Origin of the sequence: Lutibacter agarilyticus, assembly GCF_900188235.1 — a bacterium.
Taxonomy (GTDB): Bacteria; Bacteroidota; Bacteroidia; order Flavobacteriales; family Flavobacteriaceae; genus Lutibacter; species Lutibacter agarilyticus.
On the sequence record NZ_FZNT01000003.1, the window covers coordinates 183,607 to 200,937 of the forward strand.

Sequence of the window (17,331 nt, forward strand, 5' to 3'; positions counted from 1 at the left end):
GTTATAATAATTTACATGAAATATGATAACTATCACTAAATTTGCATTACTGTTACTTATTTTTGCAGTTAACAATCATTTTAAATTAAAGTTATGAGCAATAAACCTCAAACTCATTCATTTCATATACCAGTAATGGGGCTAGCATACACTGTTGATAGTCCAATTAAAGTTGCCAAATATGGTATTTCATCAGTAATTTCAATTGTTGATGATTTTTTAATTGAAAAAATGAATGAATATTATTCGAATAAATTTAAGCTTCCATATAACGAAATTTCAACTAAAGTAGAAGACTACAGAGCAAAAAGAATCACCTCGTATTTAAATACGGTTGATACTATTGTAAAACAAAAATTCGAAAACCTTAAAAAAAGTTACGAAGATAAAAGTGGAGAATTAGAAAAATACATTGAAATGTTACCTGATTTTTCTGAGTTGAAACAAAATTTTAAAAAGAAGTTTGAAAATTACAATCTTAAAGAAGATGCTATTCACTGGATCAATAACAACCTAAAAGCAGGAAGTATTGATGTGAATATTATGACTAAATTAGATAAAGCTAATTATAGTAAAAACGAACAACTTCCAACAGAATTTAATGACGCACATGCCGCTTTAAGAGGATTTGCAAACAGTAATTTAGAATCTTCAATTATATTATCAGCAGGAATGAATCCTAGATTATATAGCTATTTTGAAAATTTTGAAGACTTTTTTCCTAACGAAAATAATTACTTGAAAAAGAAAATTATTTTAAAAGTGAGCGATTATCGTTCAGCGTTAATTCAAGGTAAATTTTTAGCAAAAAAAGGATTATGGGTTTCTGAATATCGTATTGAATCTGGATTAAATTGTGGTGGTCATGCCTTTGCATCTGATGGCTATTTATTAGGTCCTATTTTAGAGGAATTTAAAAACCATAAAGAAGCATTAATTAAAGATGTTCATACTATTTTAACTAGTGCGTTAGAATCTAAAGGGAAATCAGTTCCAACTGAACCTCTAAATTTAGATATCACAGTGCAAGGTGGTGTAGGTACTTCAGATGAACACGAGTTTTTGTTTAAAAAATATAATGTAGACTCTGTTGGTTGGGGAACACCTTTTTTATTGGTTCCTGAAGCTACTACTGTTGATTCACAAACAAGAAAAACATTAAGTGTTGCTAAAGAAAAAGATTTATACCTTAGTAATGTTTCGCCGTTGGGTGTTCCATTTAATAGTTTAAATGGAAATACAAATGATATTATTAGAAATGTAAGAATTGCTGCTGATAAATCTGGAAGTTCTTGTCCAAAAAAGTTTTTAGCACTTTGCTTAGATGAAAATGGAAGACCGCTTTGTACTGCTTCTAAAAAATATCAATCAAAAAAATTAGAAGAATTAAAGTCTGAAAATTTAGAAACTGAAGAATTTGCAAAACAAAAAGAGTTAATTACTGATAAAACTTGCTTATGTGAAGGTTTAGCTAACGCAGCATTCATCGATTATAATATTGAGAAAAAAGGGGAAGATCAAGGTGTTGCTATTTGTCCTGGACCTAATATGGCATATTTTGATAAGGAGTTATCATTAAAAGAAATGATTCAGCATATTTACGGGAAAACAAATGTGATTTCTCATAAAAACAGACCTCATATGTTTATTAAAGAGCTAGACATGTATGTTGATTATTTCTCTAATAAAGTTCATGAAGTTAAAGGTGCTTACAATTTAAAACAGCAAAAGTATTTAAAAACTTTTCAGAAAAATATGGTTGAAGGTATTGAATACTATCAACAGCTATTTTCTACATTTGAATTTAATAAGGAATCTTTATTAAATGATTTAAATCGTTTGAAAGACGATTTTTTGACTATTCAAATTCCTGTTTTTGAAAAAGCTTAAAACTAAAAAAGGTCTTTCATTTCTGAAAGACCTTTTTTATACCTATAAATTAAACTAATGATCACCGCAGTGAAAATTTGCAAGTGTTTTATTTTCTAATATTTTAAGTGTACTATCTCTAACCTCTGCCATTAAAATATTTAAGCTACAACGCTCTTCACTAGTACAGTCATCACATTTTTGATAATAGTTTAAACTAACGCAAGGCAACATGGCTATTGGCCCTTCTAACATTCTAATAATAGATGATATTTTAATATCCTCAGGCTGCTTTAGTAAGTAATAGCCGCCACCCTTTCCTTTTTTCGAAGCAAGAATTCCACTTTTCTTTAAAGTTAATAATATACTTTCTAAAAATTTCTTAGATATATTCTCTGATTCTGAAATTTCAGAAATCAAAACTGGCGTATGCTGTTCCTGTCTAGCTAAGTAACTTAAGGCTTTTAAGCCGTATTTTGTTTTTTTTGAAAGCATCCCTAAATTTACAACTTTTTGAATATTTTTTATACTCTTTTTGGTAAAAAAACTTCAGCCATCATACAACGTGCACTTCCTCCTCCACAAGCTTCAATCGTATCTAAAGAACTTGAAATAATTTTACAATGCTTTTCTATCGCATTAATTTGTTGTGTAGTTAAACTTTCATAAGCTGAGTTAGACATAACAAGAAATCGCTCATCATTTGCTCCTAAAACTTGTAACATATTTCCTGCAAAATTGGTTACTTGTTTTTCAGAAATAGCAATAATTTCCTTTCCGTCTTCTTTCAAATTTTTAACTACGTTTTTACGTTCCTTTTTATCATCAATACACTCTAAACAAATAACAGCAAAAGTTTCAGCCAAACACATCATTACATTGGTGTGGTAAATTGGAAGTCGTTCATTATTTACGGTTTGATACGCTACAAACGTAATTGGAGTATATTCAAAATCTTCACAAAACTCAATAAATAAATCTTCATCAGCTCTTGGTGATAATGCACAATAAGCCTTATCATTTTGTCTATCTAATAATAAACTTCCTGTACCCTCTAAAAATAATTCTTCAGATTCTGCCGAAGTATAATCAATTACATTTTCAATAGCAAACCCTTCTTCTTCTATACGATCTAAAATTTCTTCTCGCCTTTCTAAGCGTCTATTCTCAGCAAACATAGGGTATAAACCAACATCCCCGCTTTCGTGAAAGGAAATCCAATTATTAGGAAAAATAGAGTCTGGTGTATCTGTTTCTTTTGTATCGCTTACTACAATAACATTCACTCCAAAACTTCTTAGTTTATCAACATAAGTATCAAATTCTTGTAAAGCTTTAAATTGAACAGATTCTGGAGTTAAAGTATCTAAAACCTTTTGATAATAATTATTCACAGCTGTTTGTTCATTCATTCTAAATGAAACTGGTCGAATCATTAATATGGTATTGGTAACTTGTTTCATAAATTAATCTCTTACTAGTGGCATTGTTGAACACCTTAATAAACCTTCTTGTTTTCCTATTTCAGCATACGGAATTTCTTCAACTATAAACCCTTGTTCCCTTAACCAATTATTTAATCGTGTAAAATTTTGTTCAGAAACTACCACTTCAGGTGAAATAGAAAAAACATTAGAAAACATTTGATACATTTCATCTGCAGTAATATGAAATAAATTTTCAACTCCAAAAAGGTTTACTAAAAACTGATAATCTTCTTCATTTTTAAAACCTTCTTTATGAATAATGGCTTTGTTTTTTCCCACTGGTTGAAAACAACAATCTAAGTGTAATGCGTTTATTTTAGCATTGGTGTTTGATTTTACCAAATCAAATTCCTTCACTATTTTATTTGGAAACAAATCTTTAATAAAATTTACACCTTTCATATTTGTTCTGGCTGTAATAATATCAGCATAATCATGGCCTTTATAAGTACCAATAAAAATATAGTTATTCCACAACATAACATCACCTCCTTCAAAATGAACATCATCAGTTGTAGTTATTACATTTGATGCATCAACTTGGTCTATTACGTATTTAATTGCTTCAACTTCTTTCTCTCTGTCAGGAAGTATATTTGAGATAATTAATTTATCTTCAACCACAAATGCAATATCTCGTGAAAATATTTGATTGTAATTCTCAATAATACTTGGCCTATATACTTTAACATTGTATTTTTCAAATACCTTATTAAATGCTTCCATTTCTATATACATATCCTCTTCGGAGGGATAAGTTCCTGCCTTAATATTCTCAATTGATTTTGGATCATAAGCATCCTCTATTTTAGGAATAGGTCCACTACTTGTTGCGGTTCCTAAAACTACGGCTCTTAAGCGAGAAGTTTCATCTTGAACATTTAATTTTATCATATATATATAATATTAGCTTGTAAAAATAGCAAAACCCCATAAATTAATATGAGGTTTTCTTATTATATTAATATACTATAATAACCTTATCTTTCTTCTACAGGAACAAAAGCTCTTTCTGTAGCACCAATATATAATTGTCTTGGTCTTCCAATAGGCTCTTTGTTTAATCTCATTTCTCTCCATTGAGCAATCCAACCTGGTAAGCGTCCTAAAGCAAACATAACTGTAAACATAGGCACTGGAATACCAATTGCTCTATAAATAATACCAGAATAGAAATCTACATTTGGATATAAGTTTCTTTCTTTAAAATATTCATCACTTAAAGCAACTTCTGCTAATCCCCTAGCAATATCTAAAACTGGATCATCAATTCCCAAATCATTTAAAACTTCTTCAGCAGCTACTTTAATAATATTAGCTCTAGGATCAAAGTTTTTATAAACTCTATGCCCAAACCCCATTAAACGGAATGGATCATTTTTATCTTTCGCTTTATCAATATACTTTTGATAATCACCACCATCAGCTTTAATATCTTCTAACATTTCAATAACAGCTTGGTTAGCTCCTCCATGAAGACGTCCCCAAAGTGCAGAAATACCTGCAGAAATTGAGGCAAATAAACCAGCGTGAGATGAACCTGCAATTCTAACTGTAGATGTAGAACAATTTTGTTCGTGATCTGCATGTAAAATAAGTAACTTATCTAAAGCATTTACAATTACTGGATTCATTACATATTTTTCAACAGGAGATTCAAACATCATTTTCATGAAATTTTCAACATACCCTAAAGTATTGTCTCCATATGCTAATGGTAAGCCTTCTTCTTTTCTATATGCCCAAGAAACCAATACAGGAAATTTTCCAAGAATTTTACAGATTGCATTGTACATATCAGATTCAGAACTTACTTCTACACTTTGTGGGTTAAAAGCCGTAAGTGCACTTGTTAAAGCAGATAATACACCCATTGGATGTGCCGTTTTAGGAAATCCATCTAGAATTTTCTTAACATCGGCATCTACTAAAGATTTACTCTGAATGTCTTTATGAAATTTTTTCTTTTGCTCAGAAGTTGGTAATTCACCAAAAATCAATAAAAATATAACCTCTATAAAATCTGATTTATCAGCAAGTTCCTCAATTGTGTATCCTCTATATCTTAAAATACCTTTCTCTCCATCTAAAAAAGTAATAGCACTTTCACAAGAACTAGTATTTTTAAAACCAGCATCTAAAGTGGTAATACCACCTGTTACTGATCTAAGTGTTTTAATATCAATAGAAAGTTCATTCTCAGAACCTTTTTTAATTGGAAATTCATATCTTTTTCCATCAATTTCTAAAACTGCTGTTTTTGACATATTTTATCAGTGAATTTAGTTATTAGCTTAGTGTTTCATTCTAAGCGAATTTAATAATTTTTGAACTATTTTAAAAGTTTTTTAAATAATGTTTGGTAAATATGTATATATTGTTACAAACGCAAAAAAGCCGAGATAAAATCTCGGCTTTTTATATATTCAGTATGAATTATAGCATTAAATTTTGAATGCCTTAGCTTGAGGATAATAAGCTACGCTTCCTAACTCTTCTTCAATTCTTAATAACTGGTTATATTTCGCCATTCTATCAGAACGAGAAGCAGAACCTGTCTTAATTTGACCACAATTTAACGCAACAGCTAAATCAGCAATTGTGTTATCTTCTGTTTCACCTGAACGGTGAGACATAACAGAAGTATACCCCGCATTGTGTGCCATATTTACAGCGGCAATAGTTTCAGTTAAAGTTCCAATTTGGTTTACTTTAATTAAAATTGAATTTGCAATCTTGTTTTCGATACCTCTTGATAAACGCTCAACATTGGTTACAAATAAATCATCACCTACTAATTGAACTTTATCTCCAATTTTTTCAGTTAAAGATTTCCATCCTTCCCAATCGTTTTCATCCATACCATCTTCAATAGAAATAATTGGATATTTAGCAGATAATTCAGCTAAATATTCAGCTTGTTCTTCTGAAGTTCTTATTACACCTTTATCTCCTTCAAATTTTGTGTAATCGTATTTTCCATCAACAAAAAATTCTGCTGCTGCACAATCTAAAGCTAATTTCACTTCTTCACCTGGTTTGTAACCTGCATTTTCAATTGCTTTTAATACAGTTTCAATAGCATCTTCAGTACCATCAAAAGTTGGAGCAAATCCACCTTCATCACCAACTGCAGTACTTAAACCACGTGCGTGAATTAATGCTTTTAAGTTATGGAAAATTTCAGAACCCATTTTAATAGCTTCAGTAAAGTTTTTTGCCATAATTGGCATAACCATAAATTCTTGAAAAGCAATAGGAGCATCAGAGTGAGAACCTCCATTAATAATGTTCATCATTGGAACAGGTAAAGTGTTTCCACTTACTCCACCAACATAACGGTATAATGGTAATTCTAATTCATTTGCCGCTGCTTTTGCAACTGCTAATGAAACACCTAAAATAGCATTTGCTCCTAATTTAGATTTATTTGCAGTACCATCTAATTCGATCATAGTTTGATCAATCAAATTTTGTTCAAAAACTGAATAACCTACAATCTCTTCAGCAATAATTTCATTTACATTTTTAACAGCAGTTAAAACACCTTTCCCCATATAATCACTTCCACCATCACGTAACTCAACAGCTTCGTGTTCTCCAGTTGAAGCTCCTGATGGTACAGCTGCTCTTCCTAAAATTCCGTTTTCAGTTACTACATCAACTTCTACAGTTGGGTTTCCTCTTGAATCAAATATTTGACGTGCATGAACACTTAAAATCATACTCATTTTCTTATTGTTTTTAAATTATTATTCTCAGTCAAAGTTACGAATAAAAAGGTAAAATCATCTCAGAAATTTCATCTTTTATACGATAACGTTTTCGGTTTTATTATCTAAAAAAAAAGCCATTAACTTACTTAGTTAGTGGCTTTTAAATTTATTTTTTTACTTTTTGAATGTTCGCTATAAACTGATCAAACAAATAAGATGAATCATGTGGTCCTGGACTAGCCTCAGGATGATATTGTACTGAAAAACAGTTTTTATTTTTCATTTGCATACCAGCCAATGTATCGTCATTTAAATGTATATGTGTAATTTCAAAATCAGGGTGCTTCTCAACATCTTCTTTATTGACCACAAAACCATGATTTTGTGAAGTTACTTCTCCTTTCCCTGTCAACATATTTTTTACAGGATGATTAATTCCTCTATGTCCATTATGCATTTTGAAGGTTGAAATTCCGTTAGCTAATGCAATTACCTGATGTCCTAAACAAATACCAAATAACGGTAAATCCCGTTTTATTATTTCATTAGCTACTTCTTGTGCTTCTTTTAATGGATTTGGGTCTCCAGGTCCGTTTGATAAAAAGTAACCATCAGGATTGAAAGCTTCTAATTCTTCAAAACTTGAGTTGTAAGGGAATACTTTTATGTAACAACCTCTTTTAGCTAAGTTTCTTAAAATATTCTTCTTAATTCCTATATCCAGTGCTGAAATTTTAATAGGGGCATCTTCTTCTCCAAAAAAGTAAGGCTCTTTAGTAGATACTTTTGAAGCTAACTCTAACCCGTTCATTTCAGGAATGGATTTTAATTCTTCTTTTAAAGCTTCAATATCTGTATTTGTAGATATCACAGCATTCATAGCTCCTTTATCTCTAATATAACTAACAACAGCTCTTGTATCAATATCTGAAATTGCTAACAAATTTTCCTTTTCAAAGAAATTTTCTAATGAATCCTGCGCGTTTTCTCTTGAATAATTAAAACTGAAATTTTTACAAACCAATCCTGAAATTTTAATGGAATCAGATTCCATTTCATCATTATTGATTCCGTAATTTCCAATGTGTGCATTGGTAGTTAACATTAATTGCCCAAAATAAGAAGGATCAGTAAAAACTTCCTGATAACCTGTCATACCTGTATTGTAACAAATCTCTCCAAATGCTGTTCCATCGGTCCCAATAGATTTTCCTTCAAAAATTGTTCCGTCTGCTAAAAGTAAAATCGCTTTTTTACGTTTTGAATATTTCATAAATAAACTTATAACTTGTTCTTATTTTTTTTAGTTTTCAAATATAAAAAAAAGGATAAACTAAAAATAGTTTATCCTTTAATGTTATTAACGAATTATCATTAATTCTAATCTTATTTTTCTTCTGTTGACTCTTCTGTTTCAACAACTGGTGTCTCCACTTTTTTTGCTTTACCTCTACGGGTTGTTTTCTTTTTCTTAGCACCATTAGGGTTGTAAGTAGTATTGTAATCAACTAGTTCAACCATAGCCATAGGAGCATTATCTCCTTGACGGTTTCCTAATTTAATAATACGAACATATCCACCTGGTCTATCAGCAACTTTTACAGAAACTTCTTTAAATAATTCTGTAACCGCGTATTTATTTCTTAAATAACTAAAAACAACTCTACGATTGTGTGTTGTATCGTCTTTAGATTTTGTAATTAGAGGCTCAACAAATTGACGTAAAGCTTTCGCTTTAGCAACCGTTGTATTAATACGCTTGTGCTCAATTAATGAACAAGCCATATTAGCAAACATTGCTTTTCTGTGCGCAGTTTGTCTTCCTAAATGATTAAATTTCTTTCCGTGTCTCATCTGTCTTTATATCTTATCTTAACTAAAGTATCCTTTAATTAATCTTTGTCTAATTTATATTTACTTAAATCCATACCAAAGTTTAAACCTTTATTGTGAACTAATTCATCTAATTCAGTTAAAGATTTTTTACCAAAATTACGGAACTTCATCAAGTCGTTTTTATTGAACGATACTAAGTCTCCTAAAGTATCAACTTCTGCAGCTTTTAAACAGTTTAGTGCTCTTACAGATAAATCCATATCCACTAGTTTTGTTTTAAGCAACTGTCTCATATGTAAAGATTCTTCATCATATGTTTCAGTTTGTGCAATCTCATCAGCTTCTAATGTAATACGCTCATCAGAGAACAACATAAAGTGGTGAATTAAGATTTTTGCAGCTTCAGTTAATGCATCTTTTGGAGCAATTGATCCGTCAGTAGTAATATCAAATACTAATTTTTCATAATCAGTTTTTTGTTCTACACGGAAATTTTCAACAGCATATTTTACATTCTTAATAGGTGTAAAAATTGAGTCGGTAAAAATTGTTCCTAAAGCAACTCCAGATTTTTTATTTTCCTCAGCAGGTACAAATCCTCTACCTTTTTCAATTGTAATTTCAAAATCTAATGTTACAGATTTTTCCATATTACAAATTACTAGGTCGTGATTTAACACTTGAAATCCTGAAATATATTTTTGTAAATCTCCAGCAGTTAATTGTTCTTGATTAGAAATAGAAATATTTACAGTTTCTCTATCTGAATCTTCAATTTGCTTTTTAAAACGTACTTGCTTTAAATTTAAAATGATTTCAGTTACATCTTCAACAACACCTTTTACAGTAGAAAATTCGTGGTCAATACCTTCAATACGAAGCGATGTTATTGCAAACCCTTCTAGTGAAGATAATAATACTCTTCTTAAAGCATTACCAATTGTTAAACCAAATCCTGGTTCTAACGGTCTAAATTCGAATCTACCTTCAAAGTCAGTAGAATCAATCATTATCACTTTATCGGGTTTTTGAAAATTTAAAATTGCCATAATTAAATTGGTATCTTTAAAATTATTTAGAGTATAACTCTACGATTAATTGTTCCTTAATATTTTCAGGAATTTGTAGTCTTTCAGGAACACTTACAAAATTACCTTGTTTGGTATCTGCATTCCAAGTAAGCCATTCGTAAACTTCATTTCTATTCGCTAATGAAGCTTCGATAGTAACTAATGATTTTGACTTTTCTCTTACAGCAACAACATCTCCAGCATTTAAAGAATAAGAAGGTATGTTTACTAATTCACCATTTACAGTTATATGACGGTGAGATACTAATTGACGAGCAGCACTACGAGATGGTGCAATTCCTAATCTGTATACAACATTATCTAAACGAGATTCACAAAGTTGTAATAAAATTTCACCTGTAACTCCTGTTGAAGCAGATGCAGTTTTAAATAAATTTGAAAATTGTCTCTCTAAAATACCGTAAGTATATTTTGCTTTTTGCTTTTCAGCTAATTGGATAGCGTATTCAGATTTTTTTCCTCTACGTCTATTGTTTCCGTGTTGTCCTGGAGGATAATTTCTTTTTTCAAAAGATTTATCTTCTCCAAAAATTGCTTCGCCAAATTTACGAGCAATTTTAGTTTTTGGTCCTGTATATCTTGCCATTTCTTTTTATTATATAATAGGGATTATGAATTAAGGCTTAATCCTTCGATAATCAAATTCCTATCGGTTAAAATTTAATTAATTATACTCTTCTTCTTTTTGGAGGTCTACAACCGTTATGCGGCATAGGTGTAACGTCAATAATTTCTGAAACCTCAATTCCTAAATTGTGAATTGATCTGATTGCAGATTCTCTTCCATTACCTGGTCCTTTTACATATACTTTTACTTTTCTCATACCTGCTTCATGTGCAACTCGTGCACAATCTTCTGCAGCTAATTGAGCAGCATAAGGAGTGTTCTTTTTAGAACCTCTAAATCCCATTTTACCCGCTGATGACCAAGAAATTACATCACCTTTTTTATTAGTTAGTGATATAATAATGTTGTTGAATGAAGCTGTAATGTGTGCTTCACCAACTGCCTCAACAATAACTTTACGTTTTTTAGTACTTGCTTTCGCCATATTCTTTAGTTTTTAGTTGTTAGTTTTTAGTTGTTAGAATCCTAAACATTTCTATTTCGAACAGATTCATCTAACTTCTAATTACTAGGTGACTAACGCCTATTTTTATTATTTAGTTGCTTTTTTCTTATTTGCTACAGTCTTACGCTTACCTTTTCTAGTTCTAGAATTGTTTTTTGTTCTTTGACCTCTTAAAGGTAATCCTGATCTGTGACGAATTCCACGGTAACATCCAATATCCATTAAACGTTTGATGCTTAATTGAATTTCTGAACGTAATTCACCTTCTATTGTCAATTCACCAACTTGTTCACGAATTGAGTGAATTTCATCATCAGTCCAATCTTGAACTTTTGTACTTTCGTCAACTTTTGCCGCAGCTAAAATTTCTTTAGCTCTGCTTTTTCCAATTCCAAAAATATATGTTAATGCAATAACACCTCTTTTATTTTTAGGAATATCAATACCTGCTATTCTTGCCATAATTATCCTTGTCTTTGTTTAAATCTAGGATTCTTTTTATTGATTACATATAATCTGCCTTTTCTGCGCACAATCTTGCACTCGGCACTTCTCTTTTTTACTGATGTTCTAACTTTCATCCGTTTATACTTTAATATCTATAAGTAATTCTTGCTTTTGTTAAATCATATGGACTCATTTCAAGTTTCACTTTATCACCAGGTAATAATTTAATATAATGCATACGCATTTTACCTGAAATATGAGCTGTTACTATATGTCCGTTCTCCAACTCTACACGAAACATTGCATTAGACAACGCTTCTGTAATAGTTCCGTCTTGTTGTATTGCTGGTTGTTTTGCCATTATGCTACTGATTTTCTTTTAGTTCCTTTTTTCATTAAACCGTCGTAATGACGATTTAATAAGTGCGAGTTAATTTGCTGTATAGTATCTATTGCAACACCAACCATAATTAACAACGATGTACCCCCGTAAAATAATGCCCAAGATTGTGTTAATCCAAACTTAACAACAATAGCTGGTAAAATTGCAACTAATGCCAAAAATAAAGATCCTGGGAAAGTAATTAATGATAAAATTCTATCTAATAAATCACCTGTATCTTTTCCAGGTCTAATACCAGGAATAAAACCACCACTTCTTTTTAAATCATCAGCCATCTTGTTAGTAGGTATTGTAATTGCGGTGTAAAAATAACTAAAAATAATTATTAAAAACGCAAATAGTAAATTATACCATACTCCAAACATATTTGTAAACTCAATTCCTATTGCTTTTATAGTATTATTATCTGAACTAGCTAATAAAGCTGGCGCAAACATAATAGCCTGAGCAAATATAATTGGCATTACACCCGATGAATTTAATTTTAAAGGAATATAATCTCTAGCTCCTGAAGCAACATTTTTTATTGTACCAGCAACTGTTTTTCTTGCATACTGAACTGGAATTCTACGAACCGCAGTTACAAGATATACACAAACTAAGATTACAATAAACCATAGAATTACTTCTAACAGAATCATTATCATTCCTCCATTAGATGCAGTTACCTTAGATACTACTTCTTGAATAAATGAAGCTGGAAAACGAGCAATAATTCCAATCATAATTAATAATGAAATACCATTCCCTATACCTTTATCTGTAATTTTTTCACCTAGCCACATCGCAAAGATTGTGCCTGCAGTTAAAATTACCATAGAAGTAATCCAAAACATAGTTCCACTAATGTAGAAGGCTGATGAAGGAATTAATTGGTAAATATTAGTAATATATGCTGGTCCTTGAACCATTGTAATTGCAATTGTTAACCAACGTGTAATTTGGTTTATCTTTTTTCTACCGCTTTCACCGTCTTTTTGTAATTTTTGTAGATATGGAACTGCAATCCCCATCAACTGCACCACAATAGATGCAGAAATGTACGGCATAATACCCAAAGCTACAATTGAAGCTTGAGCAAATGCACCTCCAGTAAACATATCTAAAATACTTAAAATTCCTCCTCCGCTAGTTTGATTTTTTAAAGCAGCCTGTGCTACAGTAATATCAATACCTGGAAGTGGAACTTGAGCAGCAAAGCGATAAATAGCCATAAAACCAAGTGTCAATAAAATCTTATTTCTAAGTTCTTCTATTGTCCAAATGTCTTTAATGGTTTGTATGAAGTTTTTCATCTATAATAAATTATAACGTTTCAGCTGTACCTCCAGCATTTTCAATTGCAGCTTTTGCAGTTGCCGTATATTTGTGAACAGTTACATTCAATTTTGCTTTTAACTCACCATTTCCTAATATTTTTACTAGGTCATTTTTACGAGCTAAACGATTTTCAACTAAAACATCAAATGTTACTGTATCAGTAATTTTGTTATTGTCAACTAATTCTTGTAATTTATGTAAGTTTACACCAACATATTCTTTACGGTTGATATTAGTAAAACCAAATTTAGGTACACGTCTTTGTAAAGGCATTTGACCTCCTTCAAATCCAACTTTTCTTGAATATCCAGAACGAGATTTAGCTCCTTTATGTCCTCTTGTAGCGGTTCCACCTTTTCCAGATCCTTGACCTCTACCTATACGCTTTCCTTGCGTTTTAACCGATCCTGCAGCAGGTTTTAAGTTATTTAATGTCATCTTATATAAAATGTTATTTAACTTCTTCTACAGAAATTAAGTGTTTAACTGTATTTACCATTCCAAGGATAGACGGAGTAGCCTCATGTTCAACCACTTGATTCAACTTACGTAAACCTAGAGCTTCCAAAGTTCTTTTTTGGTTCTGAGGACGTCTAATTTGACTTTTTACTTGTGTTACTTTTATTTTTGCCATCGCTCCTTGTTTTATCCTTTAAATACTTTTTCTAAAGAAATTCCTCTTTCTTTAGCAATCATACTAGCACTACGCAATTGTAATAAAGCATCAAAAGTAGCTTTTACAACGTTGTGTGGGTTTGAAGATCCTTGAGATTTTGAAAGTACATCATGTACTCCTACTGAATCAAGTACCGCACGTACTGCACCACCCGCAATAACTCCTGTACCGTGTGAAGCTGGCTTTAAAAACACTTTTGCTCCACCAAATTTACCTTTTTGTTCGTGAGGTAAAGTTTGTTTAATAATAGGAATTCTTACTAAGTTTTTCTTTGCGTCTTCAATTGCTTTAGCAATTGCTGAAGCAACATCTTTAGATTTACCTAATCCGTGTCCAACTACACCATTTCCATCTCCTACTACAACAATAGCTGAAAATCCAAATGCTCTACCCCCTTTTGTTACTTTAGTAACTCTTTGTACACCTACTAAGTGATCTTGAAGTTCTAAACCGCTAGGTTTTACTCTTTCTACGTTTTTGTATTTATGATACATAATTTACTAAAATTTTAAACCTGCTTCTCTTGCAGCGTCTGCTAGAGCTTTTACTCTACCGTGATACAAAAATCCATTTCTATCAAATGCAACATTTTCTAAACCAGCCTTTATTGCTTTATCAGCAATAGCTTTACCAACAGTGTTAGCAACTTCTAATTTTGAACCTGTAGCTTCTATTTCTTTATCTCTTGATGATGCAGCAACTAATGTAGTTCCTGTATTGTCATCTACTAATTGAGCGTAAATTTCTTTGTTACTTCTAAAAACCGATAATCTAGGTTTTGTAGCTGTTCCAAAAGCGATTTTTCTAATTCTACGCTTAATTCTTTGTCTTCTCTCAAGCTTTGATAATGCCATAATACTTATATATTATTATGCAGATTTACCTGCTTTTCTTCTTAATTCTTCTCCTACAAATTTAACTCCTTTTCCTTTGTATGGTTCTGGTTTACGCATAGAACGAATCTTAGCGGCAACAGCTCCAACAAGTTGTTTATCAAATGAAGTTAATTTAATAATTGGGTTTTTCCCTTTTTCAGATATTGTTTCTACTTTTACTTCAGGAGCAACATCTAAGATAATATTGTGCGAGAAACCTAATGCTAAGTCTAAAACTTGACCTTGGTTACTTGCTCTATATCCTACACCAACTAATTCTAGTTCTTTAGTCCATCCTTTAGAAACACCTTCAATCATATTATTGAATAAAGCTCTGTATAAACCATGTTGTGCTCTATGGCTTTTACTTTCAGAAGGGCGTTCAACTATAACACTTCCCTCTTCAACCTTAACAGTAATATCATCTGTTAATTCTTGTGTTAGTTCACCTAACTTACCTTTTACAGTAATTACATTCTCATTAATTTCGAATGTAACACCTTCTGGCAATGTAATTGGATTTTTTCCTATTCTTGACATAATTCGTTTAATTCTTAATTAATATACGTAACATAAAACTTCACCACCAACATGAGCTTCACGAGCTTGTTTGTTAGTCATTACACCTCTAGATGTAGAAACTATTGCTATCCCTAATCCGTTTAATACACGTGGCATTTCATTTGCCCCAACATATTTACGTAATCCAGGTGTACTAATACGTTGTAATTTTTTAATTACTGACGCTTTAGTTGCTTTGTCATATTTTAAAGCTATTTTAATAGTTCCTTGGAACCCTGCATCTTCAAATTTATAACTTAAAATATAACCTTGATCAAATAAGATCTTAGTAATTTCTTTCGTAATTTTTGAAGCCGGAATTTCAACGACTCTATGGCTTGCCATAATGGCATTTCTAACTCTTGTTAGATAATCTGCGATCGGATCTGTAATCATTTTGATTTATTTATGGTTTTGGTTTTCAATATTTTATTGAACCTGAAACCTATTTAATTTTTTTACCAACTTGCTTTTCTAATACCAGGTATTAAGCCTTGATTAGCCATTTCACGAAATGTAACACGTGAAATACCAAACTGTCTCATATACCCTTTTGGTCTTCCTGTAAGTTTACAGCGATTGTGTAAACGAACTGGTGATGCATTTTTTGGTAGTTTTTGTAATGCTTCATAATCTCCAGCTTCTTTTAAAGCTTTACGTTTTTCAGCATACTTATCAACTAATTTTTGTCTTTTAACCTCACGGGCCTTCATTGATTCTTTAGCCATCCTTAGTTCTTTTTAAAAGGTAAACCTAGTTCCGTTAATAATGATTTTGCTTCTTTATCAGTAGCTGCAGATGTTACAAATGTAATATCCATACCTCCAATTTTGTTTACTTTATCAATATCAATTTCTGGGAAAATGATTTGTTCAGTAATACCTAAATTGTAGTTTCCTCTACCATCAAAACCATTTGCTTTGATTCCGCCGAAATCTCTTACACGAGGTAGAGATGCAGTAACCAATCTATCTAAAAATTCGTACATTTTTGTACCACGTAAAGTAACTTTTGCACCAATTGGTACACCTTTACGTAATTTAAAAGCTGCAACATCCTTTTTAGAAATTGTCGATACTGCTTGTTGACCAGAAATTGTAGTCAACTCATCAACAGCATAATCAATTAATTTCTTATCAGCTACAGCAGCACCAACTCCTTTACTAATTACAATTTTTTGTAATTTAGGAACTTGCATTACATTCTTGTAGCTAAATTCTTCAGTAAGAGCATTTATTACTCTACTATTATACTCTTCTTTAAGTCTTGGTATATAAGCCATAACTAAATTGCTTTATCAGATTTTTTTGAGAACCTAACTTTCTTATCTCCATCCATTCTATATCCAACTTTTACAGCTTCGCCATCTTCTAGCAACATTAAGTTTGAAATATGAATAGGTGCTTCCTTTTTTACAATTCCGCCTTGAGGATTTTGAGCACTAGGTTTTGTATGTTTAGATATCATATTAACACCTTCAACAATTGCTCTGTTTTTATTTAGAAAAATAGTAACTACTTTTCCTTCTTCTCCTTTATGGTCACCTGCCATTACTCTAACAGTATCTCCTGATTTTATCTTTAATTTCATCTCTCAACTAATTTATTAAAGCACTTCAGGTGCTAATGATACAATTTTCATAAATTGTTTTTCACGAAGTTCTCTAGCAACTGGACCAAATACACGAGTTCCTTTCATGTCTTCAGTATCAGCATTTAACAATACACAAGCATTGTCATCAAAACGAATATAAGATCCGTCTTTTCTTCTAATTTCTTTCTTCGTTCTAACAACTACCGCTCTAGAAACTTGACCTTTTTTAACAGTCCCGTTTGGAGTAGCATCTTTAATTGCTACTACAATTTTATCTCCAATAGAAGCGTAACGTTTTTTAGTTCCCCCTAACACACGTATAACTAAAACTTCTTTAGCTCCCGTGTTATCTGCTACTCTTAATCTTGATTCTGTTTGTAACAT

At 31.3% G+C, this 17,331-nt stretch carries 25 protein-coding genes; 1 reads left to right on the forward strand and 24 read right to left on the reverse strand.

The features are described from left to right. Positions 1-93 precede the first annotated feature (93 nt). The gene (locus CHB67_RS05835; protein WP_089380826.1) at positions 94-1,890 is read left to right on the forward strand and encodes a hypothetical protein; all 1,797 of its coding nucleotides are present in this window, start codon (positions 94-96) and stop codon (positions 1,888-1,890) included. Positions 1,891-1,944: 54 nt separating this feature from the next. Here CHB67_RS05835 and CHB67_RS05840 read toward each other — a convergent pair whose 3' ends face one another. The 24 genes from CHB67_RS05840 to rplN all read right to left on the reverse strand — a co-directional run bounded on the left by CHB67_RS05840 (position 1,945) and on the right by rplN (position 17,331). Beyond that, complete coding sequence (locus CHB67_RS05840) at positions 1,945-2,364, reverse strand: RrF2 family transcriptional regulator (RefSeq protein WP_089380827.1); 420 nt, start codon at positions 2,362-2,364, stop codon at positions 1,945-1,947. 29 nt (positions 2,365-2,393) lie between these two features. Next, positions 2,394-3,332 (reverse strand): citrulline utilization hydrolase CtlX, encoded by a 939-nt coding sequence (gene ctlX / locus CHB67_RS05845; RefSeq protein WP_089380828.1) that lies wholly within the window; start codon positions 3,330-3,332, stop codon positions 2,394-2,396. Positions 3,333-3,335: 3 nt separating this feature from the next. Continuing rightward, complete coding sequence (locus CHB67_RS05850) at positions 3,336-4,250, reverse strand: dimethylarginine dimethylaminohydrolase family protein (RefSeq protein WP_089380829.1); 915 nt, start codon at positions 4,248-4,250, stop codon at positions 3,336-3,338. Between the two features lie 86 nt (positions 4,251-4,336). Then, positions 4,337-5,623, reverse strand: coding sequence for a citrate synthase (locus CHB67_RS05855; protein ID WP_089380830.1), 1,287 nt, complete (start codon positions 5,621-5,623; stop codon positions 4,337-4,339). A 177-nt stretch (positions 5,624-5,800) separates the two neighbouring features. Next, positions 5,801-7,087, reverse strand: coding sequence for a phosphopyruvate hydratase (eno, locus tag CHB67_RS05860; protein WP_089380831.1), 1,287 nt, complete (start codon positions 7,085-7,087; stop codon positions 5,801-5,803). Positions 7,088-7,238: 151 nt separating this feature from the next. Further along, on the reverse strand, positions 7,239-8,345 hold the full coding sequence (gene carA / locus CHB67_RS05865) for a glutamine-hydrolyzing carbamoyl-phosphate synthase small subunit (protein ID WP_089380832.1): 1,107 nt from the start codon (positions 8,343-8,345) through the stop codon (positions 7,239-7,241). 113 nt (positions 8,346-8,458) lie between these two features. Then, a complete protein-coding gene (gene rplQ, locus CHB67_RS05870) occupies positions 8,459-8,926 on the reverse strand; it encodes a 50S ribosomal protein L17 (RefSeq protein ID WP_089380833.1) in 468 nt (155 codons plus the stop codon). A gap of 38 nt (positions 8,927-8,964) precedes the next feature. Further along, positions 8,965-9,957, reverse strand: a complete 993-nt coding sequence (locus CHB67_RS05875) for a DNA-directed RNA polymerase subunit alpha (protein WP_089380834.1) — start codon at positions 9,955-9,957, stop codon at positions 8,965-8,967. 22 nt (positions 9,958-9,979) lie between these two features. Further along, on the reverse strand, positions 9,980-10,585 hold the full coding sequence (gene rpsD, locus CHB67_RS05880) for a 30S ribosomal protein S4 (RefSeq protein WP_089380835.1): 606 nt from the start codon (positions 10,583-10,585) through the stop codon (positions 9,980-9,982). An 82-nt stretch (positions 10,586-10,667) separates the two neighbouring features. Next, positions 10,668-11,051, reverse strand: a complete 384-nt coding sequence (gene rpsK / locus CHB67_RS05885) for a 30S ribosomal protein S11 (RefSeq protein WP_089380836.1) — start codon at positions 11,049-11,051, stop codon at positions 10,668-10,670. Positions 11,052-11,159: 108 nt separating this feature from the next. Next, on the reverse strand, positions 11,160-11,534 hold the full coding sequence (gene rpsM / locus CHB67_RS05890; protein WP_089380837.1) for a 30S ribosomal protein S13: 375 nt from the start codon (positions 11,532-11,534) through the stop codon (positions 11,160-11,162). 2 nt (positions 11,535-11,536) lie between these two features. Further along, positions 11,537-11,653 (reverse strand): type B 50S ribosomal protein L36, encoded by a 117-nt coding sequence (gene ykgO, locus CHB67_RS05895; protein ID WP_081932050.1) that lies wholly within the window; start codon positions 11,651-11,653, stop codon positions 11,537-11,539. Between the two features lie 11 nt (positions 11,654-11,664). Then, a complete protein-coding gene (gene infA, locus CHB67_RS05900) occupies positions 11,665-11,880 on the reverse strand; it encodes a translation initiation factor IF-1 (RefSeq protein ID WP_068206835.1) in 216 nt (71 codons plus the stop codon). After that, on the reverse strand, positions 11,880-13,217 hold the full coding sequence (secY, locus tag CHB67_RS05905) for a preprotein translocase subunit SecY (RefSeq protein ID WP_089380838.1): 1,338 nt from the start codon (positions 13,215-13,217) through the stop codon (positions 11,880-11,882). Before secY ends, infA begins: the two co-directional genes overlap by 1 nt. Positions 13,218-13,227: 10 nt before the next feature. Next, the gene (gene rplO, locus CHB67_RS05910; RefSeq protein WP_089380839.1) at positions 13,228-13,680 is read right to left on the reverse strand and encodes a 50S ribosomal protein L15; all 453 of its coding nucleotides are present in this window, start codon (positions 13,678-13,680) and stop codon (positions 13,228-13,230) included. Between the two features lie 13 nt (positions 13,681-13,693). After that, on the reverse strand, positions 13,694-13,876 hold the full coding sequence (rpmD, locus tag CHB67_RS05915) for a 50S ribosomal protein L30 (protein ID WP_089380840.1): 183 nt from the start codon (positions 13,874-13,876) through the stop codon (positions 13,694-13,696). An 11-nt stretch (positions 13,877-13,887) separates the two neighbouring features. Next, complete coding sequence (rpsE, locus tag CHB67_RS05920) at positions 13,888-14,412, reverse strand: 30S ribosomal protein S5 (protein WP_089380841.1); 525 nt, start codon at positions 14,410-14,412, stop codon at positions 13,888-13,890. A 6-nt stretch (positions 14,413-14,418) separates the two neighbouring features. Beyond that, the gene (gene rplR / locus CHB67_RS05925) at positions 14,419-14,772 is read right to left on the reverse strand and encodes a 50S ribosomal protein L18 (RefSeq protein WP_089380842.1); all 354 of its coding nucleotides are present in this window, start codon (positions 14,770-14,772) and stop codon (positions 14,419-14,421) included. 15 nt (positions 14,773-14,787) lie between these two features. Further along, on the reverse strand, positions 14,788-15,333 hold the full coding sequence (gene rplF, locus CHB67_RS05930) for a 50S ribosomal protein L6 (RefSeq protein WP_089380843.1): 546 nt from the start codon (positions 15,331-15,333) through the stop codon (positions 14,788-14,790). Between the two features lie 18 nt (positions 15,334-15,351). Then, positions 15,352-15,750, reverse strand: coding sequence for a 30S ribosomal protein S8 (rpsH, locus tag CHB67_RS05935; protein ID WP_089380844.1), 399 nt, complete (start codon positions 15,748-15,750; stop codon positions 15,352-15,354). A 62-nt stretch (positions 15,751-15,812) separates the two neighbouring features. After that, positions 15,813-16,082, reverse strand: a complete 270-nt coding sequence (gene rpsN, locus CHB67_RS05940; protein WP_089380845.1) for a 30S ribosomal protein S14 — start codon at positions 16,080-16,082, stop codon at positions 15,813-15,815. Positions 16,083-16,084: 2 nt separating this feature from the next. After that, entirely contained in the window at positions 16,085-16,636 is a 552-nt protein-coding gene (gene rplE / locus CHB67_RS05945; RefSeq protein WP_089380846.1) for a 50S ribosomal protein L5, read from the reverse strand. A 2-nt stretch (positions 16,637-16,638) separates the two neighbouring features. After that, positions 16,639-16,944 (reverse strand): 50S ribosomal protein L24, encoded by a 306-nt coding sequence (gene rplX, locus CHB67_RS05950; protein ID WP_089380847.1) that lies wholly within the window; start codon positions 16,942-16,944, stop codon positions 16,639-16,641. Positions 16,945-16,959: 15 nt separating this feature from the next. Continuing rightward, positions 16,960-17,331 carry a 50S ribosomal protein L14 gene (gene rplN, locus CHB67_RS05955; protein ID WP_089380848.1) on the reverse strand — a complete coding sequence of 124 codons (372 nt, stop codon included), beginning with the start codon at positions 17,329-17,331 and terminating at the stop codon, positions 16,960-16,962.